The 18,830-nt window shown below is 51.9% G+C and carries 20 protein-coding genes; 6 read left to right on the plus strand and 14 right to left on the minus strand.

Annotated features, from left to right (window positions below; genetic code table 11):
* Positions 1 to 7: 7 nt before the first annotated feature.
* The 3 genes from METMA_RS0107175 to METMA_RS28005 are packed head-to-tail and all read right to left on the minus strand — an operon-like array spanning position 8 to position 2,592.
* Complete coding sequence (locus tag METMA_RS0107175; RefSeq protein WP_020158396.1) at positions 8 to 1,246, minus strand: hypothetical protein; 1,239 nt, start codon at positions 1,244 to 1,246, stop codon at positions 8 to 10.
* 25 nt (positions 1,247 to 1,271) lie between these two features.
* Positions 1,272 to 1,997 carry a prepilin-type N-terminal cleavage/methylation domain-containing protein gene (locus METMA_RS0107180; RefSeq protein WP_020158397.1) on the minus strand — a complete coding sequence of 242 codons (726 nt, stop codon included), beginning with the start codon at positions 1,995 to 1,997 and terminating at the stop codon, positions 1,272 to 1,274.
* Between the two features lie 16 nt (positions 1,998 to 2,013).
* The gene (locus tag METMA_RS28005; RefSeq protein WP_020158398.1) at positions 2,014 to 2,592 is read right to left on the minus strand and encodes a pilus assembly FimT family protein; all 579 of its coding nucleotides are present in this window, start codon (positions 2,590 to 2,592) and stop codon (positions 2,014 to 2,016) included.
* 174 nt (positions 2,593 to 2,766) lie between these two features.
* On the opposite strand from METMA_RS28005, the gene METMA_RS26310 reads away from it, so the two are divergent.
* Complete coding sequence (locus tag METMA_RS26310; protein ID WP_020158399.1) at positions 2,767 to 3,162, plus strand: type IV pilin protein; 396 nt, start codon at positions 2,767 to 2,769, stop codon at positions 3,160 to 3,162.
* 37 nt (positions 3,163 to 3,199) lie between these two features.
* Positions 3,200 to 3,685 carry a YchJ family protein gene (locus tag METMA_RS0107195; RefSeq protein WP_020158400.1) on the plus strand — a complete coding sequence of 162 codons (486 nt, stop codon included), beginning with the start codon at positions 3,200 to 3,202 and terminating at the stop codon, positions 3,683 to 3,685.
* 91 nt (positions 3,686 to 3,776) lie between these two features.
* Here METMA_RS0107195 and METMA_RS28010 read toward each other — a convergent pair whose 3' ends face one another.
* The 11 genes from METMA_RS28010 to speA form a co-directional block, all read right to left on the minus strand.
* Positions 3,777 to 3,905, minus strand: a complete 129-nt coding sequence (locus tag METMA_RS28010) for a hypothetical protein (RefSeq protein ID WP_020158401.1) — start codon at positions 3,903 to 3,905, stop codon at positions 3,777 to 3,779.
* Positions 3,906 to 4,367: 462 nt separating this feature from the next.
* Positions 4,368 to 4,796 (minus strand): type IV pilin protein, encoded by a 429-nt coding sequence (locus METMA_RS0107205; protein ID WP_020158402.1) that lies wholly within the window; start codon positions 4,794 to 4,796, stop codon positions 4,368 to 4,370.
* 90 nt (positions 4,797 to 4,886) lie between these two features.
* The gene (locus METMA_RS24180) at positions 4,887 to 8,483 is read right to left on the minus strand and encodes a pilus assembly protein (protein ID WP_084254096.1); all 3,597 of its coding nucleotides are present in this window, start codon (positions 8,481 to 8,483) and stop codon (positions 4,887 to 4,889) included.
* A gap of 50 nt (positions 8,484 to 8,533) precedes the next feature.
* Complete coding sequence (locus METMA_RS0107220) at positions 8,534 to 9,019, minus strand: pilus assembly PilX family protein (protein ID WP_027147111.1); 486 nt, start codon at positions 9,017 to 9,019, stop codon at positions 8,534 to 8,536.
* Between the two features lie 14 nt (positions 9,020 to 9,033).
* On the minus strand, positions 9,034 to 10,068 hold the full coding sequence (locus tag METMA_RS0107225) for a PilW family protein (protein ID WP_027147112.1): 1,035 nt from the start codon (positions 10,066 to 10,068) through the stop codon (positions 9,034 to 9,036).
* A 23-nt stretch (positions 10,069 to 10,091) separates the two neighbouring features.
* Positions 10,092 to 10,577: a type IV pilus modification protein PilV gene (pilV, locus tag METMA_RS0107230; protein WP_020158407.1), complete on the minus strand. Its 486-nt coding sequence runs from the start codon at positions 10,575 to 10,577 to the stop codon at positions 10,092 to 10,094.
* 37 nt (positions 10,578 to 10,614) lie between these two features.
* The gene (locus METMA_RS0107235) at positions 10,615 to 11,151 is read right to left on the minus strand and encodes a GspH/FimT family pseudopilin (RefSeq protein ID WP_020158408.1); all 537 of its coding nucleotides are present in this window, start codon (positions 11,149 to 11,151) and stop codon (positions 10,615 to 10,617) included.
* Between the two features lie 452 nt (positions 11,152 to 11,603).
* Positions 11,604 to 12,458, minus strand: coding sequence for an NAD(P)-dependent oxidoreductase (locus METMA_RS0107240; protein WP_020158409.1), 855 nt, complete (start codon positions 12,456 to 12,458; stop codon positions 11,604 to 11,606).
* A 245-nt stretch (positions 12,459 to 12,703) separates the two neighbouring features.
* Positions 12,704 to 12,967: a Txe/YoeB family addiction module toxin gene (locus METMA_RS0107245; protein WP_020158410.1), complete on the minus strand. Its 264-nt coding sequence runs from the start codon at positions 12,965 to 12,967 to the stop codon at positions 12,704 to 12,706.
* Complete coding sequence (locus METMA_RS0107250; RefSeq protein WP_027147113.1) at positions 12,964 to 13,206, minus strand: type II toxin-antitoxin system Phd/YefM family antitoxin; 243 nt, start codon at positions 13,204 to 13,206, stop codon at positions 12,964 to 12,966. The genes METMA_RS0107245 and METMA_RS0107250 overlap by 4 nt, the downstream gene beginning before the upstream one ends.
* 283 nt (positions 13,207 to 13,489) lie before the next feature.
* Positions 13,490 to 15,328 (minus strand): biosynthetic arginine decarboxylase, encoded by a 1,839-nt coding sequence (gene speA, locus METMA_RS0107255; RefSeq protein WP_020158412.1) that lies wholly within the window; start codon positions 15,326 to 15,328, stop codon positions 13,490 to 13,492.
* Positions 15,329 to 15,406: 78 nt separating this feature from the next.
* Between speA and speE the strand changes: the two genes are divergently transcribed.
* The 4 genes from speE to METMA_RS0107275 all read left to right on the plus strand — a co-directional run bounded on the left by speE (position 15,407) and on the right by METMA_RS0107275 (position 18,774).
* Positions 15,407 to 16,261, plus strand: coding sequence for a polyamine aminopropyltransferase (gene speE / locus METMA_RS0107260; protein WP_027147114.1), 855 nt, complete (start codon positions 15,407 to 15,409; stop codon positions 16,259 to 16,261).
* Positions 16,262 to 16,269: 8 nt separating this feature from the next.
* Positions 16,270 to 16,848: a MarR family winged helix-turn-helix transcriptional regulator gene (locus METMA_RS0107265; protein ID WP_020158414.1), complete on the plus strand. Its 579-nt coding sequence runs from the start codon at positions 16,270 to 16,272 to the stop codon at positions 16,846 to 16,848.
* Between the two features lie 64 nt (positions 16,849 to 16,912).
* Positions 16,913 to 17,173, plus strand: a complete 261-nt coding sequence (ubiK, locus tag METMA_RS0107270; RefSeq protein ID WP_020158415.1) for a ubiquinone biosynthesis accessory factor UbiK — start codon at positions 16,913 to 16,915, stop codon at positions 17,171 to 17,173.
* 92 nt (positions 17,174 to 17,265) lie between these two features.
* Positions 17,266 to 18,774, plus strand: a complete 1,509-nt coding sequence (locus METMA_RS0107275) for a YifB family Mg chelatase-like AAA ATPase (RefSeq protein ID WP_020158416.1) — start codon at positions 17,266 to 17,268, stop codon at positions 18,772 to 18,774.
* Positions 18,775 to 18,830: the final 56 nt, after the last annotated feature.

Here is an 18,830-nt window from a genome sequence, read left to right on the forward strand (position 1 = left end):
AAATGCATTACCAGTCGCGCCACGAGCCGCTGATAACCGTTGTTGTTCCAATGATTGGGTTGACCGCTTTGTCCAAGGTGTAGGGCGTGTAAATCAAGTCAACGCCGCCATGCCCGACAACAGGGTCTTCCCCTGCCGGCACCAGAGCCGAATCGCCCTCAACAATGGTGGAACCCAGCACCTCAACAGTACCCGCCGCATCGAGTTGACCTCTGACATAAAGCAATCCATTGATATCAGGATTACCGGTTGCCCGTAAATTACCGTTAATAATGAGGATGACCGGGCTATCTGAAGTACCATAAGTGCCGCCGTTCATAGTGGCGTTTCCTTCGATCCAAACCACGCCCGACTTGCCGTTTGCCGAACCGATGTCGGCAGCGCTATAAACCTGATCCAGGCTTTCTGCCAGCTGGTACATCGTTTCTCTGTCACCGTAGAAGAAATTGTTAAAAAACTCGTCGCCGGTTAAGGAACTTAATCTTGCATCATTGGCAATCGTATCCACACCATTGCCTTTATTGCGGTCGGAAACGGCTTCGGATGTATAGGCGTTACCCGTATTATCATCCTCAAGTTGTGCTCGGGTGTAATCGCCTTCTTCAGTGCCGACCGGTCTCAGGTATGTTGAAGCGCTGGCCGATTCCCCGATATTGACGGCTTTGCCCGACCACGCCGTGGTATTGTTATAACGGTTAATGATTTTATAGTTGCCGGTTAACCCTACACCGCCCCGTGATATCAGCGATTGCTTGGGGCCGTTGCCGCCAAAAACATCGATGGTGCCGACACATTGGGATATTGTTCTGGCCGCCAGGCCATCGTCGCTATAACCCACCGCTGTAATCATACCGCTTTTCATGTTGGGCGTTTCGCCGGCGGCGACACAGCGTGTACCGGCGGCATTGTTGAAAGTAAGAGTAGCCGTAGTGGTTTGAGTACCATCACCGGAGGTATAAGTTCTGTCGGCGATGGTATCGACGATGCCATCACTACCGGCCACGCCGGTAGCGTTGATAACCTGATCAAATCCACCCTGATCAAAATAACCCACACCAAAATCCATTGCGGCATTGGCGGCTGCAACGGCCTGGGCCATGCGATAGTTATCGGCGGAAATCTGGGTTTCCATCACCACCGATTTTGACGAGAGCAATATCACTAAGGTAATGCAGATCAACAAGACCAACGCAGTTAATAATGTGGCTGCACCGTTTTGATTTTTACGGATGTTTAGGCTTTTCATATTTTTTGCCCTGATTTTTCTCTATTTATTGCGTAAAAATACGGTCGTTTCTTATCTTCACACGGCCTACGAGATTTTTGGTAACCGCATGATCCCCGTTGACGCGCCCAGCCAGTGCAATGGAAATTTCGCGTGTTTCAATCACACGATCATCGGCGACAATACTGCCCGCCGTAACGGCAGCAGCACACGTAGTGTCATAGCTTTGGTCGGCAACGCCTAGCCGTTTTCTTAAACATTTAAAGGATTCGGTAAAGGCCAAGGTGGTAATATCGACTTGCTCGCCGCCATCGCTCACATTAAGTGTTTCCCATCCGCTCTCATCGCAATCGATATTTGTAGAGCGCATTTGTATATTGCCGCCGCTGAGCCTGAAGCCATAGTACTCATTAGCATCAACATCATCGGTTGAATCGTTTAATGTATTGGCGCCGCTGGCATTAGCATCATAGGTATATAAAACGCAACTGGCGGATGGTATTTGAAGATCAGTGGTGCCAGGCTCTGTGAAAGGATTGTCGCGGCTGTCAGAGCCAACCATCGCTCCGGCCCAGTACCCGGCTCGGCGGATATCGTTAACAATTAAGGCCAAGGCAGAATCCATGTCATGGTTCAAGCGAGCGGACTTGACGATGTCGGAACTGCCCCTAATCGTGGTGATATAAATGGAAATAGTTGCCGCAACAACTATTAAGCCAATCAACAAGGCAAGCATGATTTCGATAAGCGTAAATCCGGTTTGTTTTTTCATCCTGGCTGTCTCCTGATTAGCAATTTGGATATCCGGGCAACCCATCTGAGCCTGCAATATTGCAGATTCTTACCCGCCCTACTGGAGCTACAACGACTTTTACATGATAGTTGGCTGAATCCAGCTCTACCCGTCCATTTTTAGGTGCTGTATTTCGTGTGGCTTCGCCTCGCCTAAAATCAAACGCAGCCATTGTTGCAGGATTAGTATTAAAAGAGACTGTCCCCATTGAAACTCCAGTAAATTGCGTGCTGTTTACCGTTTTAATATTGCAATTGGCAGTAGCCGCAGCGGGACAACCATGGCGTGTATGCTGAAGGGCGCATGTTGTACCGGCAGCAGCGGGAGGTATGTATATTTGGTACGACCAGTTGGCACCATTAGTAAAAGACGCCTCAAGATTACAGCTTTGCTTTATTGCTTCCGCGCGCATCCATTGAAGATCAGAATTTAGCCCTTCAATTGCTTGCTTTAACCGGTTCCTTTCAATCATATCCTGATAAGAAGGCACGGCCAGCCCGGCAATAATGCCGATGATGGCAATGACTATCAGTAGCTCAACCAGCGTAAAGCCCGAGCGCCTTAATTTATTCATGTCTGCTCCCCTTTTTTATTATTAATAATTATAGATAAGTATCGGTTTCTGACAGGCGCGCGAAATACCGCTTATCGGCTGGATTGGGACGCTAATCGGTTTGTCCCCATTACGCGATTAAATATAGCCGCTTATGCTATGCTTACCTGAAAAAACAACTCGAAAGGTGTATCAATGAATACGTTTAAACGACCTGCCGGATTTACGCTGATTGAATTGATGATTGTTGTGGCTATGATCGGCATTCTGGCATCAATTGCTTATCCGTCTTATACAGAGTATGTGGCGCGCGCCAAACGCGCGGATGGGAAGGCAGGAATTCTGCAAGTACAGTTGGCCCAGGAAAAGTGGCGTGCTAATAATACAAGTTATAGTTCAGCCGCAACTGTATGCATAACACCTTCGCCAGATGGTCATTACGCTATTAGTTGTTCTGGCGTTACCGCAACTACTTACACAGTTACCGCAACACCCAATTTTACCGATGCTAAATGCACGACGCTTGTTATCGATGAACAAGGAAACAAAACCGCGACCGGTAGCGATTCCGCAAATTGCTGGGGTAAATAATTCGTACCGCTAAGCCAACCAACCCGATCGACTTGAAATGACTGTTCAACAACATTGCCTTTGCGGCTCTGGTCTTGATTATGCCGAGTGCTGCGGCCAATATCACTGCGGCGAAAAAGCCGCGCCCACGGCCGAAGCTTTGATGCGTTCACGCTTTACCGCTTATGCCTTGCAAGATGAAGCTTATCTGCTGACCACCTGGGATTCCGGCACGCGGCCGGCGGCGATCGATTTTTCCAGGGAAAAAGCCGAATGGCAAAAACTGGAAATCGTCGGCACCAAAAAAGGCGGCATCAAGGACAGTAAGGGCGTGGTGGAGTTTAAAGCGTATTTCCTGCAGGACGGCGAGGAGCACGTAATGAATGAGACCAGCCGCTTTACCCGCATTGACGGACGCTGGTTTTACCTGAACGGCGTGGTCAAATCGATAGGCAAGGTCGGAGCCCAGACCAACCAGGGCAAGAATGCTCCGTGCCCCTGCGGCAGCGGCAAGAAATTCAAGCGCTGCTGCGGAGCGGGCTGATCCGGCCAATTTCGTAGGGTACGCACCGCGTACCTTTTAAGGGTTGGTTCGCCGAAAAAAATTTCAGAATGGTACGCGATGCGTACCCTACTCAAACCTTGTTCTTCAACCGATACAACGCCGAGATATCCTCATCGCCGAAACCTGCCGCCATTAACTGCTGGTAATCGGCCAGCGTCTTGTCGACCAGTGCCGTCAAGGCACCGATCTGCCCGGCCATGGCCTAGCATATTTTCCTGGTTTCCACGGTCCTCCGTGGAAACCGATACCGAACTTTGAGAGCGGCACGTCGTATGCAGCCGAATAGTGGCTAAGCCGCTGAATTTTATTGAACTCTACAGGGTTTACCCGTTATTTTTATGAGATATCCGGGCTCATAATTCGTGACTGTATCTAATGCCCTAGTACTTAGTCAGTCTTGATCTGACGAATAAAATTAGCAGAGTGCGAATGAATTCGCACCTACAATTTATCCGTCTTAATTAAATTGACTGACTGCTAGGCTATGGTAAGAAATAACTCCCCGGGATTTTGACAAGTCGCCTAAACAGCGAATCCCCTATAGAGCACAAGTAAGGTCACCTTACATAAGCGCTGATTTTACCGACAAATCGGAAGCTGCTTTTTAACTGCGCTATTAGTAAGACATCGAGTTCGACAAAAAACTGACAGTGAATGTTTATTACCAGCAATCTGTAACGGAAAGAGAGGTTGAAATACCTCGTACTCCGGCTTGATTCAATGACAGCGTACCGCATTTATCATTGCTTTGAGCGCCCGTTGGCTCCGCATGTAGCGTGTAAGTATTGGCGGTTGCCGCATTAATAGTCAAATTATAGTATGGCCCCCCTCCGCCAACTGGGCTAGTTGCTGAAAAAATAGTTGGAGTGCCGGTATTGTCACTAACGGTTCCAGCCCCTAAATAACTGTTAGTTTCCGTGAAATGCCGTTCCATTGCATTAGCAAATCCCATCAATGCCCCTTTTGCATCCGCTCGACGTGATTTCATAATACTATCCTGATAGGCTGGATAAGCGATGCCGGCAAGAATGCCTATGATTGCCACAGTAATCATTAGCTCTATTAGTGTGAAGCCATATTGTCGTTTCATTATCAATTTTCCTTAAAGATCAAACATCACAGCAACCGATAAATAGCTCTGCTGCCTGGCATAATAAAATTTCTTTAACCGGGATACGTTTTATTGTTGTTGCCGCCAAGATTGCCTGCCGCCAGGCGAACCGCTTGAACCTAGCTCAGTCGTCACTTCAATTTGGGCGGCATTAGAACCGCTCGTGTATTTGTATTCCAACTTTCCGGATGAAACCACACCAGGGGTGCCCGCGCTGCCTACAGTGGACTGCTTGCCCGATGGCGCGGCACTAATGTCATTGATAATCACCAGATCATTGCTGTCAATTATCCCGTCTCCGGTAATGTCCCATGGCGTGAGCCCTCCGGTGCCGGATAAACGGCTGCCAGTCAAGGCATCCAATTCCATTAGCCAGCTGGTGCCCTCGGATCCCGCACCACAAATATCCCCGCCGCTTGGCGGAATCGGTATTAACGTGTTGAAAACAATACGTCCATGGCGCAGCAGTGGCGCGCTAACGACGCGCTCGCCATCACTGGTTGTCGCCGATGGGTTAAGTAAATCCAAATACCAGCCCTTTTGAGTGGGATAATCGACCGTGTTGTCCGTTGTCACCCGCAAATTAAATCCGCCTTTCGTCACTTCCGCTGTAATGGCTTGATCCTGCAAATCGTTTTTCGCGACAGTGCCATTATTGTCCCAAATACCATAGAAAGTCTGAATTTGCGCGTTAGTCACATTGTTATCAATCGTTTCAAAATACTTGCCTGTACCAAAATACACCATCATGCCGGTAGACTGCCCTGGTCCTACTTGACTCACTTGCGGTTTGGCAGTAATCGGCTGTCTCGTGGCATCACAAGAACCTTGATTCACGCAAGCGATAAACAAAGGGGCCGGAGTGGCTGTTGTTCCATAAGCGACTTTCCATTGATTCGGGTTCGATGAACTGACATCGAATTTCCATAGGTTTCCGAGCAAATCGCCTGCATAAATAGCATCCACGATTCGATCAGCATCAGCATCAACGGCAATAGGCGTGGATAAACCGTTTGGCATAGCCGAACTGCCGGCTTTTGTGTCAATGGCAGTGATGATACTGCCTGTTTGCACATCAATAATGTACAGCACCGCCAGATTGTTAGCGCTGCCGTAGCCATTAGCCACAATAGCCGCCCATGAACCATTATGCATTTTCACAATGGATGCTTGCGGCAAGGTATAGCCCATATTATTGGCAAAGCCGCGCAACGCTGCTGTATCGGTGGTTCGATCAGAGGTCACAGGACTGTCGGTATCACTGATTTCCCATAGCACATCGCCACCGTCAAAACTGCTTGGGTCGGTCACATCCAGGGCAAACGCGGCCTTACCGCCTGCACCGGTCGTGCTCACGAGTATCGTATGCCAGGCATTGCCAAAATACGCATCGGCGACACGCGGCGAACCATCTACCAAATACTGATGAACATAGTCAGGCGACGACAGCTCATTCAGGCTGCTAAAAACGGCGTTAGGCACATAGGCAAGAATTTCCTTACCCGCATCAGTACCCGATGGACTAGCGTCGAAACCATGCAACATCCCATCATTGGCACCTACATAGACCATCTTGCGCCGACTGGCATTGCTGATCACAAAGGCTTTGTAAGACGTGCCTTCAGTCCCTGACAATTTGTCATAACCGTAGTTTTCATCGCTGACATATACTGGATTAGAATTGACAATATCGCCTAATACCCACGGATCGGGACCTACCTTGGCACGAGTCGCCTTATCAAGGTGTGTGCGATTCCGGAAAATTCTGTCCGCCGCCGTCGTTGAACGTATAGTGTCCGTGTCGGTACGGGCAGGTTTTTTTTCTTCATGGCTCCAATCACCGCGTATATAGTTTAATCGCCACACGCCTTGATCGGTCGCACTGGAACAATCCGATATAACCAGCGCCGTTTTCTGGTCGGCCGTTAAATTGGCGCATTCAAATGCGACTCCTTTTGGGGAACCAGCTGAATCATAGGTGAAGATGTTCCTGGAACCGAAAGCCGGAATATGCTCCGCGGCGTTCCATAGCGCGGTCCCAACAGTGCCCGCATCCAGTATTTGATTGTTATTACTATCCTCACCGGTATCCAATATCCCGTTGCCATTAATATCCTCGCTAACCCCGAGAGGGAACATTGATAGGTCCCCTGTCCAATCGGCACTGTCAAACTTACCCTGATAAATGGCGGCATCGGTTCCCAATTTCGCGGAATTAGCCACCACGGAGGAGGATGAACTGACTTTACTGATAATGCTTGAGGCAATATTACCCAACGCATCGGCCAGCGCTGTAGTGTTATCCGCGTAGATAAACTGGCCGCCGCCATTAGTCGCCGTATCGCTTAACAGAGGATTGACACCGGCTAGCGAAGGGTCAATGGCCGGATCGGCGAAGCCAACGGTGTAAGTGCTAAGATTATTCTTTTCCCCGTTAATTTTCGCCAAGTCCGGCCGTAAATCCATCTCAAACAAGGCCTGGGCAACATCGTCCAGGTAATCGCTGGAATTACCGCCGGCGTTGCTGCTGACACAAGTAGCCGTAGCGCTGTTATTGCATTGAGATGGATAGTTATAAAGCCTTTTCATGTCATAGTGAGGCGTAATCCAGCCACCGCCGCTTTTACGGCCGCAATTACCGCTATTGTCGCCGGAGCAATCGCCATCATAATCCTGCAAATAAGTGCTGATATTCCTGTCGGAGGAGGGTAATCCGTCACTCAAAATGATCACTGAGCTTTTTTGGCAAGCACCCTGAACAGGGTTGGCGAGTGCCGACCCCGTTGAATTCCGGATACTGTGGTTGTTGAATATGTCGGCCAACGCCGCGCTTGTTGATGCGCCCCCGCCGGGATGCAGTACGAGATCCCCGGTATAGCCTGTTGTAAAATAACGCCCTATATCGGACAAGGTTTCCGCCAGCGGTGTATAGGCATTGGCGCTAAACCCGGCTATTTGATTGATCATTGTTGTTGCTTTGGTCGAATCGAGATCACCAATGGCCGATAATAGCTCACCTCCGTCATCATTGTTATATCGGGCGAGCCCTAACCTGACCGTGGGTGAAGCGCCAGTAGCCGGCTTCAGTGAGTTTATAAAACTCGTAGCCGCATCTTTGACAATTTGGAGCCGTGTTGTTGAACTTGTGATGCTCCCTAACGAGCCATTGAAGGAACCGTTATATGTATTAAAAAACCGGTTTAACTGATCGCCTTTGTAAACGCCTAAACCGGAGATATTGTAATATTTACTGGTATTGAAGCATTTTTTTCCATTTGAATTCCCGAAGCTGGTGGAATTGCTGCCGGTGCAACTTCCCGAGTCAGGACAAAATTTAGCGCTGCCCGAGAAAACCTGCATGGTAATAGCGGTTGTTGCGCCTGCCGCCGTCGACGCGCCACCAGAATGCCTACGGGAACCGCTACAGCTGGATGAGCCCGTAACGGCATCCGGGGCCAACGGGGTCGTCCCGCCAACAGTCACCGAGGCACTCATCGAACCCGAATTATCCACCATCAGCATGATATTGGGTTTAGCCGCGGACACCCCTATATACAAAGGGGTTTGCGCTGGTGTAATTGCCGATTCCGCCGGCTCCGGCATAGTCCCTAGAATAACCCCAAAAAAGAGGACAATAGCCATGCCACGGTTGTTGTTAATGCCCATGCCGATCTCCTGGATACCGGTATATTATTATGATTACAAGATTTAGATGCTTATCGTTTGTATGTAGATTGCAGCACCACTACGGCGTTAGTACTGCCGCCTGTGCCGCGAGCAGTAATCCGATACCAGGAAATGCTTGCTGAATCCGGCGGCGTTCCGGCCTCAAGGCTGCCGCCGGCACCCGTCTGAGTGCCTGTGGTACCGGGAAGGCTTTCAATGACATAAATCGGGGCTTCGCTAACATCCGTCAACGTTCCACCGCTATAAGTGGTCACGGCGGCATTGGTCCAATCTACCGGCTGTGCGCCGGTATAAAGAACGGGCGATCCTGCCGTGGCGGCTTCACCGGCGCGCAAGGCCGCTTCCGCCGCCTGAAAGGCAAGATTGTAATCCCTGCTGTTTCCCGCCATTTTCTCTTCAAGACCGGTGACTTGACTGCCAGTGATACCGATCAATGTGAGCAACAACAGCATAATCATGCTAATGGGCAGCACTACGCCACACTGATGCTTTAATAAGGAATATTGGTTCAACATTACTAGCCCTTCCTTCATGGTAGCCGATTACGCAAGGCAATGGTTGACGTAAAAACCCGCCTGATTCGCCTGTCTGCCGGCGTGACCGTCGCACCATTGTAAGTGTAAGCTAACGGCTGGGCGGCTAAGTTATCATCCATGCTTCTTACCAAAAGACTCACACGGATACTGACCACTTTACTCATATCGAGCCCGGCCGTGCCCGCAGGCACATAATAATTAGCCGTGCCATCCGGCGTTGCATCAGTGTCCGCACCATATAAAATCTGCATATTCTCAATGCCCTCAACCAATTCGACAGGATTGGTGTCGCTGGTAGGCCTGGAATTATCCAGACGCCATAAGGCAGGTTCGCCGGCGGCATTTTCACGAATAAATAAACTGAATGTCCGAAATACCAGTACTTCGGCATCAGGGCCGTATAGTTTGCTTAGGTTGTTACCGGTATTTTGATTATTGGCATGGGCGATAGTCTGGACCCCACTGCCGGATGAAGCGCTCGTTGCTATGAAAATATCCGACGAACTGCAATCAGAAATCAAAAGCACATCATACATATTGATATTGCAACTGTTGGCAGCCGCTATCTGGATATTGGCATTGTTTGTCGCCATATTCCCTGTTAAATAACCGCCGCAACTTCCGCCAAATTGATAAGTAATTTGATCAGCGCCGGCCACACAGTCGTTGGAAGCCCCGCAAGCGCTGGTGCTCCAATTGCTGGTGACATTGTTGCCACCGCTAATATTGGCGGAAAACGAGGCCGGCACAGGATTCGGGTTGGGATTTTTAGGATCGATAATGACGTTGGGGACGATTCCGGAGCGAGAGGCGCATCCCCGGAAATCGATCATACGATTATTCCTTGCAACAAAATCCATTACAAACCGTCCGTTTTCTTGCAGTCTAGACAGGTTCTCCTGCATTCTATAAGTCTGTTTGGAATTGATAAAAATCTGAATGATTCCGCCTATTAAAAACACACCCAGTACCATGGCTATCACCAGCTCTATCAACGTAAAACCGCTTTGAGAGTTCTTAGTTGTCATAGGGTATAAACGATTCAAATGCTTCATAGCTGAAAACTTACTGAGAAATTCGGATCGGAAGAGTCGACAGCTCCATCGCCGTTATCATCCCAGTTGATAGTAATGTTAAAAACGCCCGTAGCGGCAACCGCTGTTATTGTCCCCCTGCCCTGGGGCAGGAGCTTTAAGCCGCTGTTCCATTGGAACAGATCATTTTGAGCCATTTGCGCGCCGGTACAGCCAGTCACGATTGCGCAGCTTGCCTGAACGGTGGCATCACTCGAGTCCATGGTAAGGTATGTGCTGGCGGTAAGGACATTGCCGGTTGCAGGATCCAGACTTTCATTTTTATTGGCTCGCATTCTGTCGGCCATATCATAAGCCAGTTGCGTAGCTTGACTGCGATTATAGGCACTCAAATTGTTTTTAATGCTGGTCGCTTGAAGCCCTAGCAGCCCTAATAAGCCGACAGCTAAAACAAGGGTTGCAACCAGAACTTCAATTAACGTGAATCCGCTAGCTTTTTTCATAAGACATCACTAAACAGGGAATTTTATTTTGTCTGGATCATGGACAGGCAGTTGTTCCTTCAGAAGCTCTTGGACGGCCTACTGCATTGATCGTGATTGCGCGGGAGTTAGTGGTGTTGGCTGAACTATCGCATAGCCTTAATGTGTCACTGATGAATGTGTCGCTGATATGGATTAATAGGCCAGTAGGCAAATAGACCACAAAGTCCGCAAAGTTCGCCCCGGTTCTTAACGTAAAGCCGCTTGTTAAAGCCGGATAGGTTTTTAGTAAGGTATCCTCGGTATCGAGCGTGCCATTCCCATTTAAATCGGTGAAAATATCCCAGCCTGAATCCCAGTTCCGACTTGCGCTTCCCTTTCTCCTGACGCTGACCCGCACGCCTCGTTTGATTGCCTCACTGCGAGCCAGATTGAACGAGGCAACCAACTCATTAGCATAAGTGGTTAACTGGTTGCTTCTTATTGTTGAGGTAAAACTGGGTATGGCAATACCCATGAGTATAGCGGCAATGGATATCGTAACTATAAGTTCAATCAGGGTAACGCCAAGATTTCCTGTCGGCTTGCTGCTCATCAGTGGTTAATCTCCTTTTATTGATGAATTTCAGTCTAGCTGCCCGATGAAAAAAAACAAGCTCATTAACCACATTATTTATAACTTTAATTCGATTTAGGAACGAGTATGAAATAAGACCCGCGATTGAGGCAGGCTTTCTATTCCTGTTCAGCGACTGCATGGACAGGAAATGACAGGATCATTTCCTGTCCCTGGGGTCGTCTGTGTCCTCTGTGGTTAGGATCTGGCTAAAAATGACTTCCTGAAACTGGAATCTTGCATAGGATGCGCTGACCAAAACCAGGCGCTCTAGGCGGCGCAGTGAAGCGCATCGCTCGCGAACGATGCGCCTCCTGTCGTCGGCACATCCTATGTTTAAACAGGGAAATTATTGACGACCAAATCCTTAGTTATTAATTGGGCTAAAAAATGAATACTTTCACAGTCTGGTATGCAATGCATACCCTACACTACTTGTTCTTCAACCGGTAAAGCACCGAGATATCCTCATCGCCAAATCCGGCTTCCATCAGCTGTTCGTAATCGGCCAGCGTCTTGTCGACCAATGTCGTCGATGCACCGATCTGCCCTGCCATGGCCTGGCAAATTTTCAGGTCCTTGTGATGCAATGCCAGCTTGAAGCCCGGCGCGAAGGTGCCGCGCGTCATGGTCGGGCCGCGGTGTTCGAGAAACCAGTTGCCGGCCGCGCCGCCTGAGATGACTTCAATCACCTTGTCCAACGGCAGGCCCTGCGCCTGACCGAAGGCCAGCGCCTCGGTCACGGCCTGATTGATGCCGGCGGCCATGATCTGGTTGACGGCCTTCGTGTTCTGACCCGCGCCGGTCGGCCCCATGTGCGTGATGCGGCTCGCCATGGCCATCAGTACCGGCCGGACTTTTTCCAGGGTATCGGCATCGCCGCCTATCATCATGGCCAGCGTGCCTTTGTTGGCGCCTTCGACGCCGCCCGATACCGGCGCATCGAGAAATGCGGCCTGTTTTTCGGCCAGGATCGCGGCGGCTTTTTTGGCCGTTTCGCTGCTGACCGTGGACATGTCGACGACGATCGAGCCGGGCTTGACAGTAGTGGCGACGGCATTGACGACATCCAGCACATCCTGATCAGCGGAAACGCAGATCAGCACAATGTCGGCTTCAGCGGCCAATGCCTGGGGTGTTGCATAAGCGGTCACGCCCAGGCCTTCGGCCAGGCTTTGCGCCGTTGCCGCCGTGCGGTTGTAAACCGCTGTTAAATAGCCAGCGGCGGCTAGGTTTCTGGCCATGCCGGCGCCCATCGCGCCGAGTCCGATCATGCCTGCTTTCATGATATCTCCAGTTGAAAATGATATGTGATACGTATCCTATAGCCGGACGGGGACATATTGCTCCGCCCGAAAAGCTCATTATTTAGGATTTGGCTAAAAATGACTTCCTGAAATTAGCTAGCGGCACGATGCGCCTCCTGGTGCCGGCACATCCTGTGCTTAGACTGGAACATTATTGACGGCCAAACCCTAAGTCAACCAAGCGGCTTTTTTGCCTCGGGTAAATCTGGTTGTTATTTTTTCAATTATTCGTAATGTGTCCAAAGCCTGATAATCTTGATGACATGCTCTGCGTCGTAAACCTGATAAACAAGTCTGTGTTGAATGTTTATTCTTCTTGAATAAGCGCCTGATAAATCGCCCACTAATTTTTCATAAGGCGGAGGATTTTGATACGGATTCATTTTAATTAGCTCGAGAAGATCTTGAGCCTTTTCCTTTAAGCCTGAAGCGGCTAATTTCTTTGCATCCTTCTGAGCCTGCGTTGTGAACACCAATTCCCAGTTCACCACTCAAGTTCCTTGGAACACTCGGATATATCCTGTTTAAGCCCTTCCTTGATTGATTCACTCATTCCAGGTACGGACAGCAAATGCAAGGTTTCAGTAATAGCGTTCCAATCCGCTTCCGAAACCAAAACCGCATTGCCTCTTTTTCCGGTAATTATAATAGGCCGATGGGTTTCCTGGGCTTCGTCAATAAGGCTATAGAGTTTTGAACGGGCTTCTGTAACGTTAAGTATGGTCATATTCATTACCTCCACGCCAAAGCGTACGCGTATGCGTACGTACCGTCAAGCAGTGTTTAAACGTAACCAGAGCCAGGGTATTGCGTACCTTTTACGGTTTGGGCCTATTGCCCCATCCCGCTTGGTTGATGAAAAACCATGGCGTGAGAGCGACGCCTTTATGCCCTTTAGGGTGCTCGTCGCGATTTCAAAGACCGCAATCGCGACGTAGGCGTCGCTCCCACAATAAATTCCGACCGCAATCGCGACGTAGGCGTCGCTCCCACAATAAATTCCGTACCGCTTACCGTTCCAGGTAGGTATAAGCCGTCAAGCCCGCGACCAGTTCTTGTTCGTAATCCCGCCGCTCCTGTTCGCTGATCGGGCTCCTGGCCAGTTTTTCGCGGTAGGCCGCCTTCAGTTCCTCGGTGCAGATATGAACATAATCGAGCAGATCGCCGACATGCTCGCCTTCGAGCAGATCGTAGAAATGGTAACCGCTGTCGTCGAGCTCGATATTGATCGAATGCGTATCGCCGAACAGGTTGTGCATGTCGCCGAGGATTTCCTGGTAGGCGCCCAGCATGAAAAAACCGATCAGGTACGGTTCCCTACTGTCGATTTCGTGCAGCGCCAGCGTCGTTTCGATATTCTGGCCGTCGATGTACTGGTCGATGCGGCCGTCCGAATCGCAGGTCAGGTCCTGGATCACGGCGCGCCGCACGGGCCGCTCGTCCAGCCGGTGTATGGGCATGATCGGAAAGATCTGCTCGATGCCCCAGATGTCGGGCATGGACTGGAACAGCGAGAAGTTGCAGAACACCTTGTCGGCCAGCTTTTCGCTTAGTTCCTGCAGGATCGTGGCCTCGTTCTGGCTGTTCGGATTCAGGCTGTTTTTGATCTGCTGGCAGATAACCGCATAATCGTTCTCGGCCTGGGCCAGTTCTACGATGCTCAGCTTGTCCTGATTGAACTGCGCGCGAGCCTCCGACAGCGCGAATTGCGCATCATGGTAATGCTCGACGATATTCTGTCCGTTGGCCAGGGGCTGCCTGGCCGAGTCATTGGTATAGACCGATTCGATATCGGTCACATTAGTGATCAGAACGGCATGGTGCGCGGTGATCGCGCGGCCCGATTCGGTGATGATGTCCGGCTGCGGCACCTGTTTTTCGGCGCAGATTTCGGCGAAGCTGCGCACGATGTTCTGCGCGTATTCGTCCAGGCTGTAGTTGATCGACGATTCGCGCCGCGACCGGCTGCCATCGTAATCGACGCCGAGGCCGCCGCCGGCGTCGATGATGTGTATGGGCGCGCCCTGGCGGTGCAATTCGACGTAGAACTGACCGGCTTCCTTCAGTGCGACCTTGATGTCGTGGATGTTGGCGATCTGCGAGCCCATGTGAAAATGCATGAGCTTGAGCGTATCGAGCAGATTGGCCTGTTTCAGGCGCTCGATCAATCCCAGCACCTCGTTGGCATGGAAGCCGAATTTGGATTTCTCGCCGCCGCTGTTCTGCCATTTGCCGGCGCTGATGCTGGCCAGCCGGATGCGCACGCCCAGTTGCGGCCTGACGTTCAGGCGCGCGGCTTCCTCGATGATCAGTTCCAGCTCGGAAGGCTTTTCAATGACCAGGAACAGGTTCAGCCCCATCTTCAGACCGATCAGCGCCAGGCGGATATAGGCCCGGTCCTTGTAACCGTTGCAGATCACCACGGATTGGGTCGACAGGGCCATGATGGCCAGCAGTTCGGGCTTGCTGCCCGCTTCCAGCCCGACATTGTCGCTGGCCATAATGCCTTCGACGACCTTGCGCTGCTGGTTGACCTTGATCGGATAGACGGGGGTGTAGCGGCCCCGGTAATCATTGTTGACGCAGGCTTTCTCGAAGGCGGCCTGCAGGCGCCGGACGCGGTCTTTCAGGATGTCGGTAAAGCGCACCAGGACCGGCAGGGACAGGTGCTTGTCCTTGAGCGATCCGGCAATCTCATACAGATCGATTTCCACGGCTTTTTCGGAGCTCGGCCTTACGCAGACGTGCCCGTCGGCATTGATGGCAAAGTAACCGTCGCCCCAGTTGTCTATGCCGTAGGTCTGCGCCGAATCCTCGATGGTCCACGTCTTTGAATCATTTAAATACAACTTTTTAACTCCGTTCCGCCTAAATACGCGAGAATTCTAATATAATACCGGTTTGTTTATTCGTTTTTAGGAACACAGATAATGAATCCGTCTCAGTGGTTTACCGAGCAAGTCCCAGGTGCTGAATCCGCCTTTTCGTTAAAATTTAAACAAAAGTTGCACGAGGAGCAATCGGAATATCAATTTATTGAAATTTATGAAACCGAGGGCTTCGGCAATCTGATGGTGATCGACGGCTGCACGATGGTATCGTCGCGCGATAACTTTCTCTATCATGAGATGATGAGCCACCCGGTTTTATACACGCACCCCGATCCGAAACGCGTCTGGATCATCGGCGGCGGCGACTGCGGCACCTTGAAGGAAGTCCTGAAGCACCCATCCGTCGAACAGGCCGTACAGATCGACATCGACGAGCGCGTCACGCGCCTGGCCGAAATCTATTTCCCTGAATTGTGCGAGTCCAACAACGATCCGCGCGCCGATCTGAAGTTCATCGACGGCATCAAATGGGTCAAGGATGCCGAGCCCAATTCCGCGGATATCATCATTGTCGACAGCACCGACCCGGTCGGTCCGGCTGAAGGCTTGTTCAGCAAGGATTTCTACCACGACTGCTTCAACTGCCTGTCCGAGCACGGCATGGTCGTGCAGCAAAGCGAATCGCCGTTGTACCACATGAAGCTGATCGGCGAAATGCGCGGCGCCATGAGCTCGGCCGGCTTCGGGCATCTGCAGACGCTGTTCTTCCCGCAATGCATCTATCCGTCCGGCTGGTGGAGCGCCACCATCGCCGGCAAGGCCAGTCTGGCAAAATTCAGGGAACTGGACTCGGCCAACAAAAACTTCGACACGACTTATTACAACGTCGACATTCATAAGGCGTCACTGGCCCAGCCCGAGTTTTTCAAGAAAGCCCTTGGTTTGAAGTAGTCAATTGAATGCAGGAATTAAAAAATACGTTTAAACTGATCGAACGCATCAGCACCCTGGTGCGTTCGGAAGAACGCAAAAAATACGCCGCGATCGGCTTGCAACCCATCCATATCCAAGTATTGGACTATTTGTCACGCTGCAACTGGTGCAGCGACACGCCCGCGGCCGTGGCGGAATATCTGGGCCTGACCAAGGGCACTGTTTCGCAAACGATACAGGTTCTTGAGCGCAAGGGCTATCTCGAGCGCAGCAATGATACCGAGGACGGCCGCGTCGTGCACTTGGCTCTGTCCAAATCCGGGACGCGGCTGCTGGACGAACTGGCGGCGCTCGATGTGTTCGCGCAGGCCGAAAACGCCCTGGCGATCAAAAAATACGCGACGCTCGGCGATGCGTTGAATTCAATGCTGCGGACCTTGCAGATAACCAATAACGCCCGGACTTTTGGCGTATGTGACACCTGTGTTAATTTCAACGAAGTGGACAGCCACTATCAGTGCGATTTGGCCCAGGTGCCTTTAAGCCGTTCGGACACGGAAAAAATATGCCGCGAGCATAGGCCGGCTGACATAGCGGACGACTAATCAGGACAGGTCGCCAGCCGGCGGCCTGTCGCCTTTTACCTTTTTTAATAAAGAGAGATATCCCATGTTTGATCCCAAAGCCTTTGACGATATTGCCAGCCGTCTGGCCGGAGCCATCCCACCGGGCCTGAATAATCTGAAGGAAGACCTGGAAAAAAGTTTCCACGCTATTTTGCAGAGCGCCTTAGGCAAGCTGGACCTGGTGACGCGTGAAGAGTTTGAAGTGCAAAAAGCCGTGCTGGCCAAAACCCGCTCAAAACTCGAAGAGCTGGAAAAGCGCGTCGCGGCCATGGAAGCGCAAATCCTGAATAAAGCCGACCTGTAAAGATCGTATTTTTGTCAGGACGACTTCCAAGTGTCAGGCTTTTGCGGGGGCGGCTTCGGTCGCCCTGTTGAAATAGCGCGAGGCTTCGAGCCATGGCCTTAGCTGTCATCTACAGCCGGGGCCGCGCCGGCATCGATGCCCCTTTGGTCACGGTCGAAGTGCACGTGGCCAATGGGCTGCCGGCGCTGTCCATCGTCGGCCTGCCCGAGGCCGCCGTCAAGGAAAGCAAGGACCGCGTGCGCGGCGCCATCCTGAACTCGCGCTTCGAGTTTCCGGCCCAGCGCATCACAATCAACCTGGCGCCTGCCGATCTGCCCAAGGAAGGCGGCCGTTTCGACCTGGCCATTGCCTTAGGCATCCTGGCGGCCTCAGGCCAGATTCCGACTACGGGCCTGGACCGCTATGAATGCATCGGCGAGCTGTCCCTCGGCGGCGAACTGCGGCCGATCAGCGGCGTATTGCCGGTCGCGATACAGGCCAGAAACAATGCCAGAAAACTGCTGCTGCCGCGCGAGAACACCGCCGAAGCGGCATTGGTCGACGGCATAGAGATCATGCCGGCCGGCCATCTGCTGGAAGTCTGCGCGCACCTGAGCGGGCAGTCCCTGATACAGCCGCAATTCCAGCAACCCCTGCAAAATACCCGGACCGACAGCATCGACTTTGCCGATGTGCATGGCCAGTACCATGTCAAACGCGCGTTTGAAATCGCCGCGGCCGGCGGTCATAACCTGCTGATGCTGGGTCCGCCCGGCACCGGCAAATCGATGCTGGCCGCGCGCCTGCCGACCATCCTGCCGCTATTATCGGAGCAACAGGCCCAGGAAAGCGCCGCCATCGCCTCGATCAGCGACCAGGGTCTCGATGTGGCCAACTGGCTGAAACCGCCTTACCGCGCCCCGCATCACACGGCCTCGGCGGCGGCACTGGTCGGCGGCGGGGGCAATCCCCGGCCCGGCGAAATCTCGCTGGCGCATAACGGGGCCTTGTTCCTTGATGAGCTTCCCGAGTTCGACCGGAAGGTGCTCGAAGTGCTACGTGAGCCTCTGGAAACCGGCCATATCACGATTTCACGCGCCAGCCGGCAGGCCGATTTTCCGGCGCGCTTCCAGTTGATAGCCGCCATGAACCCATGCCCGTGCGGTTATCTGGGCGATGTCTCGGGGCGCTGCCACTGCACTTCGGAGCAGGTCATGCGCTATCGGGCCCGCGTGTCCGGCCCGCTGCTCGACCGCATCGACATGCACCTGGAAGTGCCGCGGGTTCCGCATGAGGTATTGCGCAAGGGCTCGCCGGAGGGCGAGGAAAGCAGCGCGACAATCCGCGCGCGCGTCGAGGCGGCACGCAACATTGCCGTCGCGCGCGGCGGCAAGGCCAACGCGGCGCTGACCGCCAAGGAAGTCAAACAGTTCTGCCCGTTATCGGAACAGGGTCATCAGCTGCTGGAACAGGCCATGGACAAATTCGGCCTGTCCAATCGCGCCTATCACCGCATTCTCAAGCTCGCGCGCACCATTGCCGACCTGGCGAACTCGGAACCGATAGAAATCACGCATTTGAGCGAGGCGATTGGTTATCGCAAACTGGATAGAAGCGTTTAATGAGCCTTATCCTGATCAACATGGATTCCGCCCGGCCTGTAGGTTCGAATTTATTC

The organism is Methylobacter marinus A45, assembly GCF_000383855.1.
Taxonomy (GTDB): Bacteria; Pseudomonadota; Gammaproteobacteria; order Methylococcales; family Methylomonadaceae; genus Methylobacter; species Methylobacter marinus.

What these genes read in the sequence shown, in the direction of transcription:
- METMA_RS28010 (WP_020158401.1), bottom strand. Translation starts at nt 3,905, where the DNA reads ATGGCCGGGCAGATCGGTGCCTTGACGGCACTGGTCGACAAGACGCTG.
- ubiK (WP_020158415.1), top strand. Translation starts at nt 16,913, where the DNA reads ATGTTTGATCCCAAAGCCTTTGACGATATTGCCAGCCGTCTGGCCGGA.
- pilV (WP_020158407.1), bottom strand. Translation starts at nt 10,577, where the DNA reads ATGAAAAAAGCTAGCGGATTCACGTTAATTGAAGTTCTGGTTGCAACC.
- METMA_RS0107250 (WP_027147113.1), bottom strand. Translation starts at nt 13,206, where the DNA reads ATGACCATACTTAACGTTACAGAAGCCCGTTCAAAACTCTATAGCCTT.
- METMA_RS0107225 (WP_027147112.1), bottom strand. Translation starts at nt 10,068, where the DNA reads ATGACAACTAAGAACTCTCAAAGCGGTTTTACGTTGATAGAGCTGGTG.
- METMA_RS0107195 (WP_020158400.1), top strand. Translation starts at nt 3,200, where the DNA reads ATGACTGTTCAACAACATTGCCTTTGCGGCTCTGGTCTTGATTATGCC.
- METMA_RS0107180 (WP_020158397.1), bottom strand. Translation starts at nt 1,997, where the DNA reads ATGAAAAAACAAACCGGATTTACGCTTATCGAAATCATGCTTGCCTTG.
- METMA_RS0107240 (WP_020158409.1), bottom strand. Translation starts at nt 12,458, where the DNA reads ATGAAAGCAGGCATGATCGGACTCGGCGCGATGGGCGCCGGCATGGCC.
- METMA_RS0107220 (WP_027147111.1), bottom strand. Translation starts at nt 9,019, where the DNA reads ATGTTGAACCAATATTCCTTATTAAAGCATCAGTGTGGCGTAGTGCTG.
- METMA_RS0107265 (WP_020158414.1), top strand. Translation starts at nt 16,270, where the DNA reads ATGCAGGAATTAAAAAATACGTTTAAACTGATCGAACGCATCAGCACC.
- METMA_RS24180 (WP_084254096.1), bottom strand. Translation starts at nt 8,483, where the DNA reads ATGGGCATTAACAACAACCGTGGCATGGCTATTGTCCTCTTTTTTGGG.
- METMA_RS26310 (WP_020158399.1), top strand. Translation starts at nt 2,767, where the DNA reads ATGAATACGTTTAAACGACCTGCCGGATTTACGCTGATTGAATTGATG.
- METMA_RS0107235 (WP_020158408.1), bottom strand. Translation starts at nt 11,151, where the DNA reads ATGAGCAGCAAGCCGACAGGAAATCTTGGCGTTACCCTGATTGAACTT.
- METMA_RS0107205 (WP_020158402.1), bottom strand. Translation starts at nt 4,796, where the DNA reads ATGAAACGACAATATGGCTTCACACTAATAGAGCTAATGATTACTGTG.
- METMA_RS0107175 (WP_020158396.1), bottom strand. Translation starts at nt 1,246, where the DNA reads ATGAAAAGCCTAAACATCCGTAAAAATCAAAACGGTGCAGCCACATTA.
- METMA_RS0107275 (WP_020158416.1), top strand. Translation starts at nt 17,266, where the DNA reads ATGGCCTTAGCTGTCATCTACAGCCGGGGCCGCGCCGGCATCGATGCC.
- METMA_RS28005 (WP_020158398.1), bottom strand. Translation starts at nt 2,592, where the DNA reads ATGAATAAATTAAGGCGCTCGGGCTTTACGCTGGTTGAGCTACTGATA.